Origin of the sequence: Micromonospora sp. NBC_00330 (genome assembly GCF_036136635.1) — a bacterium.
Classification (GTDB): Bacteria; Actinomycetota; Actinomycetes; order Mycobacteriales; family Micromonosporaceae; genus Micromonospora; species Micromonospora salmantinae.
The window spans coordinates 4,216,072-4,233,134 of record NZ_CP108012.1; the positions used below are offsets into that span (position 1 = coordinate 4,216,072).

Here is a 17,063-nt window from a genome sequence, read left to right on the forward strand (position 1 = left end):
GCACGCTCACAGGCGGCGGGGGCCGGTGTCCGGGCGGGCGACCACGCCACCCACCCCTACCTGCGCGTGCAGGATCGAGATGCCGTCCGGGCGGGCGAGCACCGGGTTGAGGGTCAGCGAGCGCACCCGGGGCTGTTCGTCGGCGAGCTGACCCACCCGAAGCAGCAGATCGGCCAGGGCCGCCCGGTCGACCGGCGCGGCCCCCCGGTGCCCGCGCAACAGCGGCGCCGCCCGAGGCTCGTCGACAAGCTCGGCCGCGTCCCGGTCGGTCAGCGGCACCGCCCGCCAGGCCCGATCACCGAGCAGCTCGGTGGCGACCCCACCCAGGCCGAAGCCGACCACCGGCCCGAACGCGGGGTCTTCCACCACCTCCACCACACAGGCCACGCCGGGCGGGACCATCGGCTGGACCAGCGCGTCCGCGCCGAAGGTCGCCGCCAGGTCGGCGTACGCCCGGCGGAGGGTCGGCTCGTCGGGCAGGTCCAGCCGGACCGCGCCGAGGTCGAGGCGGTGCCGCAGCCCGGGGGCGGCCGCCTTGAGCGCCACCGGGAAACCCAGCCGCGCCGCCGCGTCGACAGCAGCGTCGACCGAGTCGACGGACACCGAGGCCACCACGTCGATGCCGTACGCGGCCAGCAGCGCACCCGGGTCGGTGGAGTCGGCCCGGAGCGCGGCCTGCGCGGCAGCGCGATCGATGTCGGGCAGCTCCGGCGCCACCCCGGGCGGGCGGCGAAGCCACTCGGCGTACCGGTGCGCGCGGGCGAGCGCGCGGACCGCCTCCTCCACGCCGCCGTACGCCGGCACCCCCGGCGGCAGCCGCCCGACGAGGAACGTCGCCACTGTCGGCTTACCCAACGCGAGGGCGGCCGGCAGCGCGGCGGTCACGTCGGCGTCCACAGCGGTCAGCTGGCCGGGTAGCGGCGGGGCGAACACCACCACCAGGGCGTCCACCCGTTCGTCGGCGGCCGTCTCGGCGAGCGCGGTGGCGAACTCGGCGGCACCGGCGCTCGGCCCGACGTCGCGGGGATAACCGTCGGCCACGCTCAGGCCGTGCCCGACGCAGGCGGTCGCGGCGAGCCCGGTGAGGGCCGAGGAGTTGCCGACCACACCGACCCGGCCGCCGGCCGGCAACGGCTGGTTGGCCAGCAGCACACCCACGTCGAGCAGCTCCGGCACGGTGTCCACCCGAATCACCCCGGACTGGGCGAAGAGCGCCGCCACCGCCACCTCGTCCGGCCCGGCGGCGTCACCGACCCCGGGCGGGCGGGCCGGCGAGGCGAGCGCGACTACCGGTTTGGCGCGGCCGATCCGCCGGGCCAGCCGGGCGAACTTGCGCGGGTTCCCGAAGGTCTCCAGGTAGAGCATGATCACGTCGGTGCCGCTGTCGTCCTGCCAGTACTGCAGGAGGTCGTTGCCGGAGACGTCGGCCCGGTTGCCGGCCGAGACGAAGCTGGACAGCCCGAGGCCCCGCCGGTCCGCCTCGGCGAGCAACGCCACCCCGAACGCACCGGACTGACTGAAGATGCCGACCCGGCCGGCCGGCGGCAACGCCGGGGCGAGGGTGGCGTTGAGGCGTATCGTCGGGTCGGTGTTGGCCACGCCGAGGCAGTTCGGGCCGACGACCCGCATCCCGGCCGCGTGCGCCGCGCGGACCAGCGCCCGTTGCGTGGCCGCGCCCTCGCCGCCGGCCTCGGCGAAGCCGGCCGAGATGACCACCAGGCCGTGCACCCCCGCGGCGGCGGCGTCGGCGACCACGGCGGTCGCCGCCTCCGGCGGGACCGCCACCACCGCCAGGTCCACCGGCGCTCCGGCATCAACCGCCGACGGGTACGCGGGAAGGCCCGCCACCGTCGACGCGCTCGGATGCACCGGCACCACCGCACCGGTGAACCCGCCGTCGCGCAGGTGCCCGAGCACCGCCGCGCCGACGCCCTGGCCGGTGGCGCTGGCACCGTAGACGACGATGCCGCGCGGGGCGAGCAGCCGGGCGATCGAGCGGGCCTCGGTGCGGTGCTCTCGGCCGCGCTGCACCTCCAGGCTGGCCTCGGTGGGCGCGATCGGGAAGTTCAGGTGGACCACGCCGTCGGCGTACTCGCGCTGGACCTGGTAGCCGAAGTCGGCGAAGACCCGCAGCATCGTCCCGTTGGCCGGCAGCACCTCGGCGACGAAGCTCATGATGTCGTTGCGGCGGGCCGCGTCGGCCAGGTGCTCCATCAGCACCGAGCCGATGCCCCGCCCCTGGTAGGCGTCCTCCACCACGAAGGCCACCTCCGCCTCGGGGGCCTGCGGGCCGAGCCGCTCGTACCGGCCGACCGCGACGATCTGGTCGGCGGCCAGCACCACGAAGGCCTCCCGGTCGTGGTGGTCCACCGTGACGAAACGGATCAGATCCCGCTCCGGGATGCGCGGGTACGGCGAGAAGTAGCGCAGGTAGCGGGTACGCTCGGAAAACCGGCCGTGCATCGCCACGATGCCCGGCGCGTCGGCCGGGTCGATCTGTCGCAACTGGACGGTGCTGCCATCGCTGAGCAGCACGTCGACCGGCTGGTCCACCGTCGTCACCGGAACGCCTCCCCCGGCCCGGCTCAGTCCCGTGGATCGTGCGGGTCGAGCCCGAGCAGCGGAAAGACCGTCTTGCGGGTGGCCGCGATAGCCCGGTCCACAGCGTTCGGCTCGCCGGTCGGCTGCCACGGCTCGTACGACGGGTCGGCGTCGTCGGTCATCCGCAGCGGTATCTCCCGGCCCAGACGGCGGGAGGCGACCAGGTCCCGCCACGCGGGTGGGGTGAGCGTGGCCGGGTCGATCGGGTCACCGGTGGCCACTGCCAGCAGGTGACTCCAGGCCCGGGGCACCACCTCGACGAGCGCGTACCCGCCGCCGCCGGTCGCCACCCACCGGCCTTCGCACAACTCGTCGGCGAGCGCCCGCATCGCCAGGTAGGTGGCCCGCTGCCCGTCCACCGTCAGGTTCAGGTCGGCCAGCGGATCAAGCCGGTGCCCGTCGGCGCCGCACTGACTGACCAGCACCTGCGGCCGGAACGCGCGCAGCACCGACGGCACGATCGCGTGGAACGCGCGCTGCCAGCCGCTGTCGTCGACACCGGGCGGCAACGGCATGTTGACAGCGCTGCCCTGCGCACCCGGCCCACCCGTCTCGTCCGGGAAGCCCGTGCCCGGAAAGAGCGCCAGCGGGGTCTCGTGCAGGCTGACCGTCAGCACCCGCGGGTCGTTCCAGAAGATGTCCTGCACCCCGTCGCCGTGGTGCACGTCGACGTCCACGTACGCGACCCGCTCGGCGCCCAGGTCGAGCAGGCGGGCGATCGCCACCGCGGGGTCGTTGTAGACGCAGAAGCCGGAGGCTCGGGCGGCCATCGCGTGGTGCAGCCCACCGGCCACGTTCACCGCCCGCCGGGCGTCGCCGCGCCAGACCGCCTCGGCCGCGGCGACCGTCGCGCCGGCGATCAGTGCGCTGGACTCGTGCATACCCTCGAAGACCGGGTTGTCGGAGGTGCCCAGCCCGTACCCGGCGAAGAGCGGGTCGCGCGGCGCGTTCCGCACCGCTGCGAGGTAGGCCGGCTCGTGCACCCGGGTGAGCAGGGCATCGTCGGCGGGCTCCGGCTTGACCATCCGCACCCCTGGCCGATTCAGGATGCCCAGCTCGCGGGCGAGCGCGATGGTCAGCTCCACCCGGACCGGGTCGAGTGGATGGTCACCCATGTCGTAGGCGAGCAGCGACTCGTCCCACACCACCACAGTGTCGTCGGACATGAGCCCATCGTCGCACGAGGATCGGCGGCGGCCCACCGCACGCGCTGGTCAGCGGCCGGGTGTCGACCCGGAGGCGACCGGTCGGGCCGGGTCCGCCACCCAGTTGCTCCACGATCCGACGTAGAGCGCGGCGTCCGTGCGGCCGGCCAGGTGCAGCGCGAGCACCGCCTGGGCGGCGGTCACTCCCGAGCCGCAGTACGCCCCGACGGCACGCCCCTCGGTCACCCCGGCGGCGGCGAACCGCTCGCTCAACACGTCGGCGGCCAGGAAACGGCCGTCCGGCGCGACGTACTCCCCGGCGGGCAGGTTCGCCGCTCCCGGCACGTGCCCGGCGACCCTGTCGATCGGCTCGACCTCGCCCCGGTAGCGGGGCGCCGCCCGTACGTCGAGCAGCACGGCGTCGTCCCCGGCGGCCAGCGCGGCGGCCTGCCCGGCGTCGAGCACCGGGAGATCACCGGGGCGCACCACGACGTCACCGGGGGTTGGGGCGGGCGCGTCGGTGGAGACGGGCCGGCCGGCGGCGACCCAGGCCGGGTAGCCGCCGTGCAGCAGGCGCACCGGCCCGTGACCCGCCCAGCGAAGCGTCCACCAGGCACGCGAGGCGGCCATGCCGTCGCCGCCGTCGTACACCACCACGGGGTGACCGGCGCGGACGCCGGCGGCCCGCAGCGCAGCCTGCAACGCGGTCGGGTCGGGCAACGGGTGCCGGCCGCCGACGCCCGGCGGCCCACAGAGCGCGGTGTCCAGGTCGACGAAGACCGCCCCGGGCAGGTGGCCGGCGAGGTAGTCGTCGCGCCCCGGCGGGCCGACGAGCCGCCAGCGGACGTCGAGCAGGGTGGGCGGATCGACCTGGTCGAGCTCGGCGACGAGCCGATCGACCTCGACCAACGGCTCCTGGGTACCGGACATGGCGACCATCCAACACCATTCGCCTAGACGGCACGCGGTTCGGCGGCGGTCGCCAGTCGTTCACCGAGGTAACATCGTGCACCGGAGGGCCGCTGACCTTATGAAGTCTCACGACCTGGTCGACACGACCGAAATGTACCTGCGCACCATCCTCGAGTTGGAAGAAGAGGGGGTGCCACCGCTGCGTGCCCGGATCGCCGAAAGGCTGCAGCAGAGTGGCCCCACAGTGAGCCAGACCGTCGCCCGGATGGAGCGCGACGGCCTGCTCACCGTCGAGGGAGACCGGCACCTGACGCTCACCGCACTGGGTCGCGGCAGCGCCGTGTCCGTGATGCGCAAGCACCGCCTCGCCGAGCTGCTGCTGGTCAACGTCATCGGGATGCCCTACGAGGAGGCCCACGAGGAGGCCTGCCGCTGGGAGCACGTGATGAGCGACGCCGTGGAGAAGCGGGTCTACGACCTGCTCAACCGGCCGACCCGTTCCCCGTACGGCAACCCGATCCCCGGGCTTCAGGAGCTGGGTTCGCCGGCGGCGGAGACCACCGATGCCGCCGAGGGCGAGCGCAACCTGGCCTTCCCCGGCCTCTCCGGGTCGGTAGTGGTACGCCGGATCTGCGAGAGCGTGCAGAAGGACGCCGACGTGCTGCGCCAACTGCACGCCGCCGGTGTCGACCCGGGCGCCACTGTGACAGTGGCCCAGGAGCGCGACGGGGTGTCGATCGACCGCTCCGGTGACCGGGTGCGGCTGCCCCGCGAGGTCGCCTCCCGGGTCTTCGTCGCCGCCAACTGAGCAAACGGGCTGAGCAACGGGCTGAGCAACCGGGCACCCGGGCGTCACAACGCCCGGGTGTCCACCTTTTTCGCCAACGCGGTCAGGTCACCGGTCAGCTTCTCCACCGCCGAGCGCTCACTGCCACGGGCCGTGGTCCAGCTCACCGTCGCCAGCCGTCCGTCGCCGGCCAGCCAGCCCACCTCGGCGACCGGCCCGCGCCCGCTCGCCGCAGCGGTGGTCCGCTTGTACGCCTGCTGACCCAGCCCGGTGACCTTCGCCGCCTTGTCCGGCACCACGTCCGCGCCGAAGCTGGCCTTGTCGATCGTGGTCTCGGTCACGCTGAGCGTCAACTCCGGCAGGGTGGCACCCGCGGCCCGGACCACACAGGTGTGGGTGTCGCCCTGTTCGCTGGCCGCCGCCACGTCGAAGCGGACCTTCACCACCTGCTCGATCACAGTGAAGTCCAGCAGACGGCAGGCGCCACCCGAGGAGGCGGCCGCCACGTCGACCGCTATCGGCACCGGCGGCGGCACCGCCACCGGTTCCGCCTCGTCGGCGCAGCCACTCACCAGCAGCCCGGCCAGCCCGGCGACCACGATCCGCCCGCGCACGTTCCACCCTCTCGCCGACCGACGGCGGAAGGTGCCCGCCAGTTGTCCGTCGGACACCGTACGGGGTGTCGGTGTCGCGCGGAAGTCCTCGTTCTACGCCTGTTCCGAGGGTGGATCATCCACGTACGGACAGTGCCGGCAGCCGCGCCCGCAGCACGTGCCACGGCGGGCCAGGAAACCGGCGCTGAGCACGAACAGCCCGCTCGCCGGGTCCAGGTAACCGGCCTCACCGGCGGCCAACGCGGCCGCGTGCGCGGCGAGGATCCGGGCCCGGTCGGGGTGTTCGGGCGGGAGCCGGGACGGGTGCGGCTCGGTGAGCGGCCGGTCGGCCAGGGGTAGTCGCTCTCCGGTCACCGCAGCAGTCTAGGGACGGTTCGTGGTCGGCCTCCCGCTGCCTGGGTTCGCGACATGCCCCCCCGGCGTCGTCGCGGCGAGCGGTGGTTTCGTCGTACGGTCCGACGACGATCGGGTTCGACGCCCGTCGACGCGTACGGAGGGGAAACGATGCGGAAGATCGTTGTGCAGATGAGTCTGTCGTTGGACGGGTTCTTCGAGGGCCCGGGTGGCGACATCGGCTGGCACCAGGTCGACGAGGAGTTGCACCAGCACTTCAACGACGTGATCGCCCCGATGGGCGGGTTCCTCAGCGGCCGGGTCAGCCACGAGCTGATGGCCGCCTACTGGCCGACCGCCGATCAGGACCCGACCGCCAGCGGCCCGGAGCGCGAGTTCGCCCGGATCTGGCGGGACATGCCGAAGATCGTCTACTCGCGCACCCTCGACCACGCCGACTGGAACGCCACTGTCGTGCGAGAGGTCGACGTCGAGCAGGTCCGCAAGCTCACCGCCGAACCGGGCGGCGACCTGGCGCTCGGTGGGGCCGACCTGGCCGCGACGTTCGCCCGGCACGACCTGATCGACGAGTACCGGATCTACGTCCACCCGGTGCTTGTCGGTCGGGGCCGCCGACTGTTCCCGGAGGCCGAGACTCCGACGGGTCTGCGGCTGGTGGAGAGCCGGGTCTTCGGCAACGGGGTGGTCCTGCTCCGTCACCAGCGGGTCCGCTGACCGATGGTCACCACCTTCGCCGCCATCGACGGGACCACCCTCGCGTACCGGACGGTCGGGGTTGGGGATCCGCTGGTCTGCCTGCCGGGCGGGCCGATGCGCGACTCCGCGTACCTCGGTGACCTCGGCGGTCTGGGCGCGCACCGGACGCTGATCATCCTCGATCCGCGGGGCACCGGCCGCTCGGCGACGCCGACGGACGTCTCGACGTGCCGCTGCGACCGCATGGTCGACGACGTGGAGGCGCTGCGCGGCCACCTGGGCCTCGACCGGCTGGATCTGCTCGGGCACTCCGCCGGCGCCAACCTGGCTCTGCGGTACCTGACCCGGCACCCCGATCGGGTGGGCCGACTCGCGCTGGTCACCCCGAGCATTCGAGCGGTCGGGCTGGCGACGACGGCCGCGCAACGCCGGGAGGTCACCCAGGCCCGGGCCGGCGAGCCGTGGTTCCCGGCGGCAGCCGCGGCGATGGATTCCATCCTCTCGGGTCGGGCCGGGCCAGGCTCCAAGCAGGAGATCGCACCATTTTTGTACGGCCGGTGGGACACTGCCGCGCAGGTCCACCAGGCCGCCGAGTCGGGCCAGCACAACGAGGAGCTGGCGCGGATCTTCAGCTCCGAGGGCGCCTTCGACCCGCCGGCCACCCGCGCGGCGCTCGCCGCACATCGAGGCCCGGTGCTGCTGCTCGGCGGCGCTGTCGACCTGGCCGCACCGCCGGGCCTGGTGGCCCAGTTCGCCGAGCTGATCCCCCGCGCCGAGCTGGTCGTCCAGCCGGGCGCCGGGCACTACCCATGGCTCGACGACGCCGAGGCGTTCACCGCGACGGTCGCGGCGTTCCTCGCCGATCCGGATGGTGCTTGAGTCTCCACCGGGGGGAGACGCGAGGGTGGGGGCATGAGCGGGCAGACGTTTCACACGATCGGCGACCTGGCCCGACGCACCGGCCTGAGCGTCAAGACCATCCGGTACTACGCCGACAGCGGGGTCGTGCCGCCGACGGACCGGAGCCCGGCCGGCTACCGGCGGTACGGCCCGGCGGCGGTGGCCCGGTTGGAGCTGGTCCGGACGCTGCGTGAACTTGGCCTGGACCTGGCCACCATCCGGCGCGTGGTGGACCAGGAGGTGCCCCTGCACGAGGTGGCCGCCGCGCACGCCGAGGCGTTGGCCGTGCAGATCCGGGTGCTACGGCTGCGTCAGGCGGTGCTCACCGTCGCGGCGAGGCGCGGGTCGGGCCCGACCGAGGTGGACGAGCTGCGCCGACTGGCCCAGCTCACCGCCCGCGAACGCGGGCAGTTGGTGGCGGACTTCCTGGACGGTGTCTTCGCCGGCCTCGGCGACCAACCCGCGTACCCGGGTGTGATCGTCTCGTTGACACCGGAGCTTCCCGACGACCCCAGCGCCACGCAGGTCGAGGCGTGGCTGGAGCTGGCCGAGTTGTGCCGGGACCCGGATTTCCGGGCCCGGATGCGGCGGCTGGCGCGGCAGCACGCCGCCGACCACGACGTCCCGGGGCTGCCCCGCCCGGACGCCGTCGCTGTGGTCCGCGACGCGGTGGCCCCCGCCCTCGCGGCCGGTCTCGACCCGACCAGCCCGGACGCCGACCCGGTGGTCGCAGCCGTCACCAACCGGTACGCGAGCCTGCACCGTCACTCCGACGAGGCCGACCTGCGTCGGCGGTTGCTCGATCGGCTGGTGCCGGCCAACGACCCCCGTCGGGACCGCTACCTCGACCTGTTGGCGGTGCTCAACGGCTGGTCGACAGGCGATGCGACGGCACCGGCCGTGGACTGGTTCATCCGTGCCCTGCGCCACCGGATGCCCGAGTCGGTTCGTTGAGCTGACCGGGCCTAGGGCTTGGCGGCCGGGTCGGCTTGGCGGCGTCAGCCGAACCAGGTCAGCGCCTGGCCGTGGCCCCTGGCCCAGGCCAACGGCTTTCCGTCGAGCGCGAGGACGTTGTGCAGGGCGTCGCTCGGCGGGTCGGGCAGCCCGTCGTACCGGAGCACCTCCGGCCCCTCGTTCGCCACCCAGTGCCCCGGCAGCTCGCGGACCAACCGGACGAACGCGTCCCGGCGCGGGGACGGCACCTGATAGAGCACCGACGTGTGGAAGACCACCAGCGTCGCATCGGACGGCGCCCGCGCGGCCAGCGCCGGCAGGTCGTCCACCAGGTCGCCGCGGACCAACAGCGGCGGGTCGGCCGCGGCGACCGCCGCCGCGGCGCGCAGCCGGGCCCACCGGTGGGCGTGCTCCGGCCAGATCAACGCGTCCAACCAGGACACGTCGTCGCTGTCGGTCACGTCGAGCGGGTTGAGGTCCAGGCCGGCCCGCCACACCACCTGGGGTACGCCTGCCGGCGGCACCAACCCGTCGGCCGCGCAGTCGAGGACCAGCTCACCGGAACCGACCTGATGATCGCCGTAGCGGTACGCGTACCGGTCGGGGTAGAGGCAGAGCCCGGCCGACGCACCGACCTCCAGCAGGGCGAGGGGCTGCGGCAACGCGGCGAGCACCGGCAGCAGGACGGCGCACCGGCCCGCCTCGTTCGTCTGGGTCGCCCGGGTGAGCATCTGCGTCTCGATGGCCGGCCAGTGCGTCAGCACGTAGTCGTGGAACGCGGTTGGGTCGTCGACCGGGCCACCGAGCCAGCGGACGACGCCGAACAGCAGATTCGGCTGCCGCTTGGCCGGCGCAAGCCCGTCCAGCAGGGTGAGCAGCTCGTCGTCGCGGGCCACGGCCTGCGACAGGCGCTCGTACGTGGGCGACACCCCGCGGGCCTCGCGGCTGCCGAACTCGGCGTACGTCTCAGCTGTCGTCATGCCTCATCGTCGCAGCCCATTCCTCGGTAATTCAGCCCCCGTTCCCGTGCGTTGGCTCACCCGCCTCGTAGAGTGCTGCGGCGGCTGGACCGTTGAGCAGCAGCTCAGCGGGGTCGCACAGAAGCAACGGGGAGGAACGTGTCGTGCGGGGTGACGGTGTCCGGGTACTGATCGTCGGCGGAGGTGTCGCCGGACTGGCGACGGTGGCCGCGCTGCGCGAGTGGGGTGCCACCGTCGACGTGGTCGAGCGGGCATCCGGGCCGACCGACTCCGGCACCGGCATCTACCTCACCGGCAACGCGACAAGGATGCTCGACGTACTCGGTCTGCGGGAGCAGGTCGCCGACGTCTCCGTCGAGATCACCCGGCAGCGCAGCGCCAACCAGCGCGGGCGTCGCCTCTTCGACATCGACGTGGCCGCGCTGTGGCGGGGCGTCGGGCCGTGCGTGTCGCTGCCCCGGGCGCACCTGCACCGGGCGCTGCTCGACGGCGTCGGCGACGCCCCGATCCGCTGGGGCCGCCAACCGGTCGCGCTCCTCGCGGAGGGCGACCAGGTCGCCGTCGAGTTCGACGACGGTGCCACCGAACGGTACGACCTGGTGCTCGGCGCGGACGGGGTGAACTCAACGGTCCGCCGGCTCGCCTTCGACGGCCAGGCGGCCCGCGACCTCGGCCAGTACGCGTACCGGTGGGTCGCTCCCCGCGTCGACGACGAGCCGGTCTGGTCGGTGCAGTTGGGGCGCGGCAGGCAGTTCCTGACCATCCCGATCAGCGCCGAGCAGACGTACTGCTACTACAACGACGGCCCGGTGGCCGATCGGCCCGGCTGGCGCGACGAGCTGGCCGCGACGTTCACCGAGCCGGTGACCACCATGCTCAAGGCCCTCGACTACGACGACAGCACCCTGCACGCCGGGCCGAACCAGGAGGTCGTGCTCGACTCCTGGTCCCGGGGGCCGGTGCTGCTGATCGGCGACGCCGCCCACGCCACCTCGCCGAACATGGCCCAGGGCGCGGCGATGGCCCTGGAGGACGCCGTCGTGCTCGCCTCGTCGTTGGCCACCGCCAGGTCCGTTGCCGAGGCCCTGCGCGGGTACGAGGCGCGGCGCCGCCCGCGTACCGACTGGGTGCTCAGCCAGACCCATCGCCGCGACAAGGCCACCGGGCTTCCGCCCGCGCTGCGCGACCTGGTGATGCGCCGCCTCGGCGAGCAGATGTTCCGCTCGAACTACGGCCCGCTGTTCGCCCAGCCCTGACGGCCGGAGGCAGCCGAGGCGAGCGCATCGCCACTCACGGCAGCTGGCCCGGCCGGTCGACGATTGCGATGCGGAGTTGCGCGATGTTGTCGTACAGGGACTCCTTGCCGTTGCGCACCACCGTCCCGCGGGTGCCGAGGAAGACATGGGTGTCACGGTCGAAGAGCAGGTCCACGTTGCCACCGATCACACCGGGCGTCCGGATCGCCACCCCATGCCGACCGGCGGCGTCCACCACGTCGCCCGATATGACGACCGCTCCGGGCTCCCGTGCCAACAGTTCGAACAGCGCCGCCAGCGCGCGGGGCGGCACGTATTCGCCGCGGACCATCGATCGCGCGGTGGTGTACACCATGCTCTCGTCTCCATAGACGGCGTCCTCGTCGGCCCCTTCGGGAAGAAACAGGTCGACCGGGTTCTCCCGGAGGTATCGCAGCAGCTCGTCCGGATCGGAGGGCAGGTCGCCGTGGTACGCGGGCGGTTGGAACGCGTCGAGTTCCTTCGTGGGATCGGCGGCATCGCCCATCCGGAGCACCTTCAACTCGCTCCACCCGTTCGGATCGCTCTCCGGTCGGTAGCGTCCCTGCGTGTACGCGACCCCGCCGGCCGACTGCCACAGTTGGTTCCGTGTGGTCTGGTAACGGCCGCTGTCCGGCAGGTCCCGGATCGTCACCAGGTTTTCCGTGAAGACGTACTGGTCGGGTCGGGCGGTGAGCTCCGGCTGCTGCCGGGCCGCGTCGGCCGCCAGATGGAAGATCTCCGACGCGCTGGCAGTCGGCGGCTGCTGGTCGCCCACCCTGATCGTCTGGACCACCAACGCACCGGCGGTCAGCGTCACTGCCAGCCCGAACGCTCCGACGAGGCGCCAACCGCGCAGGAACCGGGTACGTCGTCCGGCGGGACGAGCCGCCGACGCCGTCTCGGCCCGTTGGGTGACGTGTGCGGTCAGATCCCTGAGGAGCTGCTCCTCGAAACCCTGCGGCGACCGTTCGATCTCGTTCATCGTCATCTCCGTCTCCTCAGGCAAGGGTGGTGACCGGGCGGGCGAGCACGGCGCGGACGACGCGGCGGGCGCGATGAAGGCGGACCCGAGCGGCAACCGGTGACATTCCGAGCACTGTCGCCGCCTCGGCGACGGTGAGGCCGTCCACGGCGACGAGTTCGACGAGCGTCCGGGTGCCCTCGGGCAGCTCGCTCAGCGCCCGATGGGTGCGTCGGGCCGCCGACTCGGCGTCGATCCGCTCCTCGATGCGGGCGATGTCATCGGGGCCGAGGTCCCGTCGTCCGGCCAGCCGGCCGGTCACCCGCAGCCGTTGGGCCGCTCGACGCCGCTCGTCGCCGATGACGTTGCGGGCCACCCCGTACAGCCAGCCGATCTGGCTACCCCGCTCCGGCCGGTAGCCGGCCGCCGACTCGATCACCGCCAGGAACACGTCGGCGGTCAGGTCGGCGGCGAGGTGTGGGTCGTCCACCCGTCGTGCCACGAACCGACCCACCGCCTCCAGGTGCCGCCGGTAGAAGACCTCGAAGGCCACCGGATCGGCTCCGATGCCGGAAATGTCATCATCGGCTCGGCTCGGCTCATTCACAGGCCGTCCTCCCTCGTAGCCTTCACACCCCTTCTTCGTAAGGCGGAGCACGAGTGTTACCGCGCACGGTTCGCCAATTGGTCCAGTTGGGCAACCGCCCCGGTGATGCGGCATTATCGAAGCACCGGCGACTGGCGGCACGGGGATGGTGCAACCATCGGGGAGCCTCTCGCGGGCGTCGACCGCCTGGGCGCCTGCGTCGAGGAACCGTCATGACCACGACCAGCGAATCCGCACAACAGCACACCCCGTCCGGCCTGGCCCGGCTCCTGCCGGGTGCACCCGTCGCCGAAGCCGTCCTGGCCGAGACCGCCGCCGCAGCCGCCCGCCTCCGCAACCGCGGCATCACACCGAGCCTCGCCACCATCCTCGTCGGCGACGACGACGCCAGCGCCGGCTACATCGCCATCAAGCAGCGTCAGGCCGCCGCGCTCGGGTTCGCCTCCCCGCACGTGCACCTGCCGGCCACCGCCACCCAGGCCGAGCTGCACCAGGCCATTGCCCGCTTCAACAGCGATCCGGCCGTACACGGGCTGCTCGTGCAATACCCCGTGCCGGGGAATCTGGACTACGACGCGGCGTTGCAGACCATCGACCCGGACAAGGACGTCGACGGCATGCACCCACTGAACATGGGGCGTCTCGCCGTCGGCCTGCCCGGCCCGCTGCCGTGCACCCCCGCCGGCATCGAAGCCCTCCTGGCGTATTACGAGATCCCCGTCGCCGGTCGGGAGGTCGTCATCCTCGGTCGCGGCGCCACCCTGGGCCGCCCCCTGGCCATGCTGCTCGCCCAGAAGCGCCCGACCGCCAACGCCGCCGTCACAGTCGTCCACACCGGCGTGCCCGACTGGGCCCGCTACACCCGCCGCGCCGACATCCTCGTCGCCGCCGCCGGCGTACCCGGGATCGTGCAGCCTGAGCACGTCAAGCCCGGCGCGGTCGTCATCGGCGCCGGCGTCCGCTACGAAGGCCGGCGTCTCCTGCCGGACGTGGACGAAGCGTGCGCCGAGGTCGCCGGCGCGATCACGCCCCGGGTCGGCGGGGTCGGTCCGACCACCGTCGCGATGCTGTTCCGCAACGCCGTGCGCGCCGCCGAGCGAGCAAGCCAGTAGCCCAGTCGCCAAGATCACTTGATGCTGAGTAGTCAAGCCGATGGGCGGCCTGATCGGGACGACGAAGACCGCTGATCCTCGGCTGGCAGCCCACCGCGCAACACCCTGACGAGCGTGATGCCTGTGAATCATCATGATGACTCACAGGCATCACTGCCAACGACAACATGCCCTCCCGCGCGAGCCTCCAGGGGACCCGGAAACGGCGCTGCCCCGGCCTCCGACGAGGGAGACCGGGGCAGCGCCGCGTTTCGCGTACGTCAGCTGCAGCCGCTGGTGGAGCCGCAGCCCTCGCAGACGTAGCAGCTACCGGCGGGCCGCATCTTCGTACCGCAGGTGAAGCAGAGCGGCGCGTCGGCGGCCTTGCCGATCACGGCCTCCAGCAGTTCGGTGCTGGAACCCACGCTCGGGGCCGGCTTGGCGGCGGCCACGTCGGCCATCTCCTGGGCCGGCTGGGCGACAGCCTCCGGCTTGGCCGGGGTTTCCACCGGCGCGGACGACGCCATCGCGGTGAGCTCGGCGCCGGTGACGCCGGCGGCCTCCGCGTCGGCCTCGGCCCGCAGCTGCGCGGCCCGCTCCGACGCGGTGAAGATGCCCAGCTCGGCGCGACGCTCGTAGGGCAGGAAGTCCAGCGCCAGGCGACGGAAGATGTAGTCCATCACCGAGGCCGCCATCCGCACGTCCGGGTCGTCGGTCATGCCGGCCGGCTCGAAGCGCATGTTGGTGAACTTGCTGACGAACGTCTCCAGCGGCACGCCGTACTGGAGGCCGATGCTGATGGCCACCGAGAAGGCGTCCATCACGCCGGCCAGGGTCGAGCCCTGCTTGGACATCTTCAGGAAGACCTCGCCGAGGCCGTCGTCCGGGTAGGACGACGCGGTCAGGTAGCCCTCGGCGCCACCGACGGAGAAGCTGACCGTCTCGGACGGGCGCTTCTTCGGCAGGCGCTTACGCACCGGCCGGTACTCGATGACCTTCTCGACCGCGGCCGGCGCGGCCGGTGCGGTCTCGACGGCGGCCGGCTCGGTGGCCTTGTTGGACTTGGCCACCGAGAGCGGCTGGCCGACCTTGCAGTTGTCCCGGTAGATCGCCAGCGCCTTGAGGCCGAGCTTCCAGCCCTCGAAGTAGATCTTCTCGACGTCCTCGACGGTGGCCGCCTCCGGCATATTGACCGTCTTGGAGATGGCGCCGGAGACGAACGGCTGGATGGCCGCCATCATCCGCACGTGACCCATCGGGGCGATCGTCCGCTCCCCCATGGCGCAGTCGAAGACCGGGTAGTGCTCCGGCTTGAGGCCGGGGGCGTCCACCACGTGACCGTGGTCGGCGATGTGCTCGACAATCGCCTCGACCTGCTCCTCGGGGTAGCCGAGGCTGCGCAGGGCGCGCGGAACCGTCTGGTTGACGATCTGCATCGAGCCGCCGCCGACCAGCTTCTTGAACTTGACCAGCGCCAGGTCCGGCTCCACGCCGGTCGTGTCGCAGTCCATCATGAAGCCGATGGTGCCGGTCGGGGCGAGGACGCTCGCCTGCGCGTTGCGCCAACCGAACTTGTCGCCGATCTTGTTGCCCTGGGTCCACTGCTTGGTCGCCTCGCGGACGATCGCGGTGGCCACCGGGCTGGTCGGCTTGATCTCGTCGTTGGCCGCTGCGTGCTTGCGCATGACCCGCTTGTGCGGCTCGGCGTTGCGGGCGTAGCCGTCGTACGGGCCGACGACGCCGGCCAGCTCGGCCGAACGGCGGTAGGCGGTGCCGGTCATCAGGGACGTGATCGACGCGGCGACCGAGCGGCCCTGGTCCGAGTCGTACGGCAGGCCGGTCGCCATCAGCAGGGCGCCCAGGTTGGCGTAGCCGATGCCGAGCTGCCGGTACGCGCGGGACGTCTCACCGATCTTCTCGGTCGGGAAGTCCGCGAAGCAGATCGAGATGTCCATGGCGGTGATGACGAACTCGACGGACTTGACGAACTTCTCCACCTCGAAGCCACCGTCGGCGCGGAGGAACTTCATCAGGTTGAGCGAGGCCAGGTTGCACGAGGAGTTGTCCAGGTGCAGGTACTCCGAGCACGGGTTCGACGCGGTGATCCGCCCGGTCTCCGGGCAGGTGTGCCAGTCGTTGATCGTGTCGTCGTACTGCAGGCCCGGGTCGGCGCACTCCCAGGCGGCCTGGGAGATGGTGCGGAACAACTTCTTGGCGTCGACGGTGTCGATCACCGAGCCGTCCAGCCGGCCGCGCAGGTCGAAGCCCTTACCGTTCTCGACCGCCGACATGAACTCGTCGGAGACGCGGACCGAGTTGTTGGCGTTCTGGTACTGCACGCTGACGATGTCGGAGCCGCCGAGGTCCATGTCGAACCCGGCGTCACGCAGCGCGCGGATCTTGTCCTCCTCGCGCGCCTTCGTGACCACGAACTCCTCGATGTCCGGGTGGTCCACGTCGATGATGACCATCTTGGCCGCCCGGCGGGTCGCGCCGCCGGACTTGATGGTGCCGGCCGAGGCGTCCGCGCCGCGCATGAAGCTGACCGGACCGGAGGCGGTGCCGCCGGAGGACAGCAGCTCACGGGACGAGCGGATGCGCGACAGGTTGACTCCGGAGCCGGAGCCGCCCTTGAAGATCAGCCCCTCCTCCTTGTACCAGTCGAGGATCGAGTCCATCGAGTCGTCGACGGCCAGGATGAAGCAGGCGCTGACCTGCTGCGGCGACGGCGTGCCGACGTTGAACCAGACCGGCGAGTTGAAGCTGAACACCTGGTTCAGCAGCATCCAGGTCAGCTCGTGCGCGAACACCTCGGCGTCGGCCGGGCTGGCGAAGTAGCCGTACTCCTCACCCGCGGTGCGGTAGGTGGTGACCACCCGGTCGATCAGCTGCTTGAGCGACCACTCGCGCTCCGGGGTCCCCACCGCTCCCCGGAAGTACTTGGTGGTCACGATGTTTGCCGCGTTGACGCTCCACGACTCCGGGAACTCCACCCCACGCTGCTCGAAGTTGATCGAGCCGTCCCGCCAGTTCGTCATCACGACGTCACGGCGCTCCCAGGAGACCTCGTCGTACGGGTGGACCCCCTCGGTCGTCCACACCCGTTCGATCTTCAGCCCCGCGCCTGCCTTGCTTCGTGAACGGCTAGTTGTCACGCCGTCGCCCCCCTCGTCTGCGCGGTCAC

General features: G+C 72.2%; 15 protein-coding genes and 1 riboswitch. Of the genes, 6 read left to right on the forward strand and 9 right to left on the reverse strand.

The genetic code is table 11. The features are described 5' to 3' along the window. Positions 1-6: 6 nt before the first annotated feature. The 3 genes from OG598_RS18975 to OG598_RS18985 are packed head-to-tail and all read right to left on the reverse strand — an operon-like array spanning position 7 to position 4,676. Entirely contained in the window at positions 7-2,562 is a 2,556-nt protein-coding gene (locus OG598_RS18975) for a bifunctional acetate--CoA ligase family protein/GNAT family N-acetyltransferase (protein ID WP_328650410.1), read from the reverse strand. Positions 2,563-2,585: 23 nt separating this feature from the next. After that, a complete protein-coding gene (locus OG598_RS18980) occupies positions 2,586-3,767 on the reverse strand; it encodes an acetoin utilization protein AcuC (protein WP_328650411.1) in 1,182 nt (393 codons plus the stop codon). 48 nt (positions 3,768-3,815) lie between these two features. Further along, positions 3,816-4,676: a sulfurtransferase gene (locus tag OG598_RS18985; protein ID WP_328650412.1), complete on the reverse strand. Its 861-nt coding sequence runs from the start codon at positions 4,674-4,676 to the stop codon at positions 3,816-3,818. A 100-nt stretch (positions 4,677-4,776) separates the two neighbouring features. Here OG598_RS18985 and OG598_RS18990 point away from each other — a divergent pair, with 100 nt between their 5' ends. Continuing rightward, complete coding sequence (locus OG598_RS18990; RefSeq protein ID WP_328650413.1) at positions 4,777-5,466, forward strand: metal-dependent transcriptional regulator; 690 nt, start codon at positions 4,777-4,779, stop codon at positions 5,464-5,466. Positions 5,467-5,510: 44 nt separating this feature from the next. Here OG598_RS18990 and OG598_RS18995 read toward each other — a convergent pair whose 3' ends face one another. Both OG598_RS18995 and OG598_RS19000 read right to left on the reverse strand, forming a co-directional pair. Further along, a complete protein-coding gene (locus tag OG598_RS18995) occupies positions 5,511-6,059 on the reverse strand; it encodes a hypothetical protein (protein ID WP_328650414.1) in 549 nt (182 codons plus the stop codon). A gap of 93 nt (positions 6,060-6,152) precedes the next feature. Further along, positions 6,153-6,413, reverse strand: coding sequence for a DUF5522 domain-containing protein (locus tag OG598_RS19000; protein ID WP_328650415.1), 261 nt, complete (start codon positions 6,411-6,413; stop codon positions 6,153-6,155). 150 nt (positions 6,414-6,563) lie between these two features. On the opposite strand from OG598_RS19000, the gene OG598_RS19005 reads away from it, so the two are divergent. The 3 genes from OG598_RS19005 to OG598_RS19015 are packed head-to-tail and all read left to right on the forward strand — an operon-like array spanning position 6,564 to position 8,963. Next, positions 6,564-7,127 carry a dihydrofolate reductase family protein gene (locus tag OG598_RS19005; RefSeq protein ID WP_328650416.1) on the forward strand — a complete coding sequence of 188 codons (564 nt, stop codon included), beginning with the start codon at positions 6,564-6,566 and terminating at the stop codon, positions 7,125-7,127. A gap of 3 nt (positions 7,128-7,130) precedes the next feature. Then, positions 7,131-7,988, forward strand: coding sequence for an alpha/beta fold hydrolase (locus OG598_RS19010; protein WP_328650417.1), 858 nt, complete (start codon positions 7,131-7,133; stop codon positions 7,986-7,988). Between the two features lie 33 nt (positions 7,989-8,021). Further along, entirely contained in the window at positions 8,022-8,963 is a 942-nt protein-coding gene (locus tag OG598_RS19015; protein WP_328650418.1) for a MerR family transcriptional regulator, read from the forward strand. Between the two features lie 44 nt (positions 8,964-9,007). Here the strand turns inward: OG598_RS19015 and OG598_RS19020 are convergent, their stop codons facing one another. After that, positions 9,008-9,943: a DUF2332 domain-containing protein gene (locus tag OG598_RS19020; RefSeq protein WP_328650419.1), complete on the reverse strand. Its 936-nt coding sequence runs from the start codon at positions 9,941-9,943 to the stop codon at positions 9,008-9,010. 143 nt (positions 9,944-10,086) lie between these two features. Between OG598_RS19020 and OG598_RS19025 the strand changes: the two genes are divergently transcribed. Further along, on the forward strand, positions 10,087-11,199 hold the full coding sequence (locus OG598_RS19025; protein ID WP_328650420.1) for an FAD-dependent monooxygenase: 1,113 nt from the start codon (positions 10,087-10,089) through the stop codon (positions 11,197-11,199). A 34-nt stretch (positions 11,200-11,233) separates the two neighbouring features. Here OG598_RS19025 and OG598_RS19030 read toward each other — a convergent pair whose 3' ends face one another. Together OG598_RS19030 and OG598_RS19035 are read right to left on the reverse strand one after the other, a co-directional pair. Further along, positions 11,234-12,208: a CU044_5270 family protein gene (locus OG598_RS19030; RefSeq protein WP_328650421.1), complete on the reverse strand. Its 975-nt coding sequence runs from the start codon at positions 12,206-12,208 to the stop codon at positions 11,234-11,236. 10 nt (positions 12,209-12,218) lie between these two features. Continuing rightward, positions 12,219-12,788: an RNA polymerase sigma factor gene (locus OG598_RS19035; protein ID WP_328650422.1), complete on the reverse strand. Its 570-nt coding sequence runs from the start codon at positions 12,786-12,788 to the stop codon at positions 12,219-12,221. Positions 12,789-12,905: 117 nt separating this feature from the next. Further along, positions 12,906-12,987: riboswitch (ZMP/ZTP riboswitch) on the forward strand. A 13-nt stretch (positions 12,988-13,000) separates the two neighbouring features. On the opposite strand from OG598_RS19035, the gene OG598_RS19040 reads away from it, so the two are divergent. Next, complete coding sequence (locus tag OG598_RS19040) at positions 13,001-13,900, forward strand: bifunctional 5,10-methylenetetrahydrofolate dehydrogenase/5,10-methenyltetrahydrofolate cyclohydrolase (RefSeq protein ID WP_328650423.1); 900 nt, start codon at positions 13,001-13,003, stop codon at positions 13,898-13,900. A gap of 260 nt (positions 13,901-14,160) precedes the next feature. Here the strand turns inward: OG598_RS19040 and OG598_RS19045 are convergent, their stop codons facing one another. Beyond that, on the reverse strand, positions 14,161-17,034 hold the full coding sequence (locus OG598_RS19045; protein ID WP_442931322.1) for a vitamin B12-dependent ribonucleotide reductase: 2,874 nt from the start codon (positions 17,032-17,034) through the stop codon (positions 14,161-14,163). Positions 17,035-17,063: the final 29 nt, after the last annotated feature.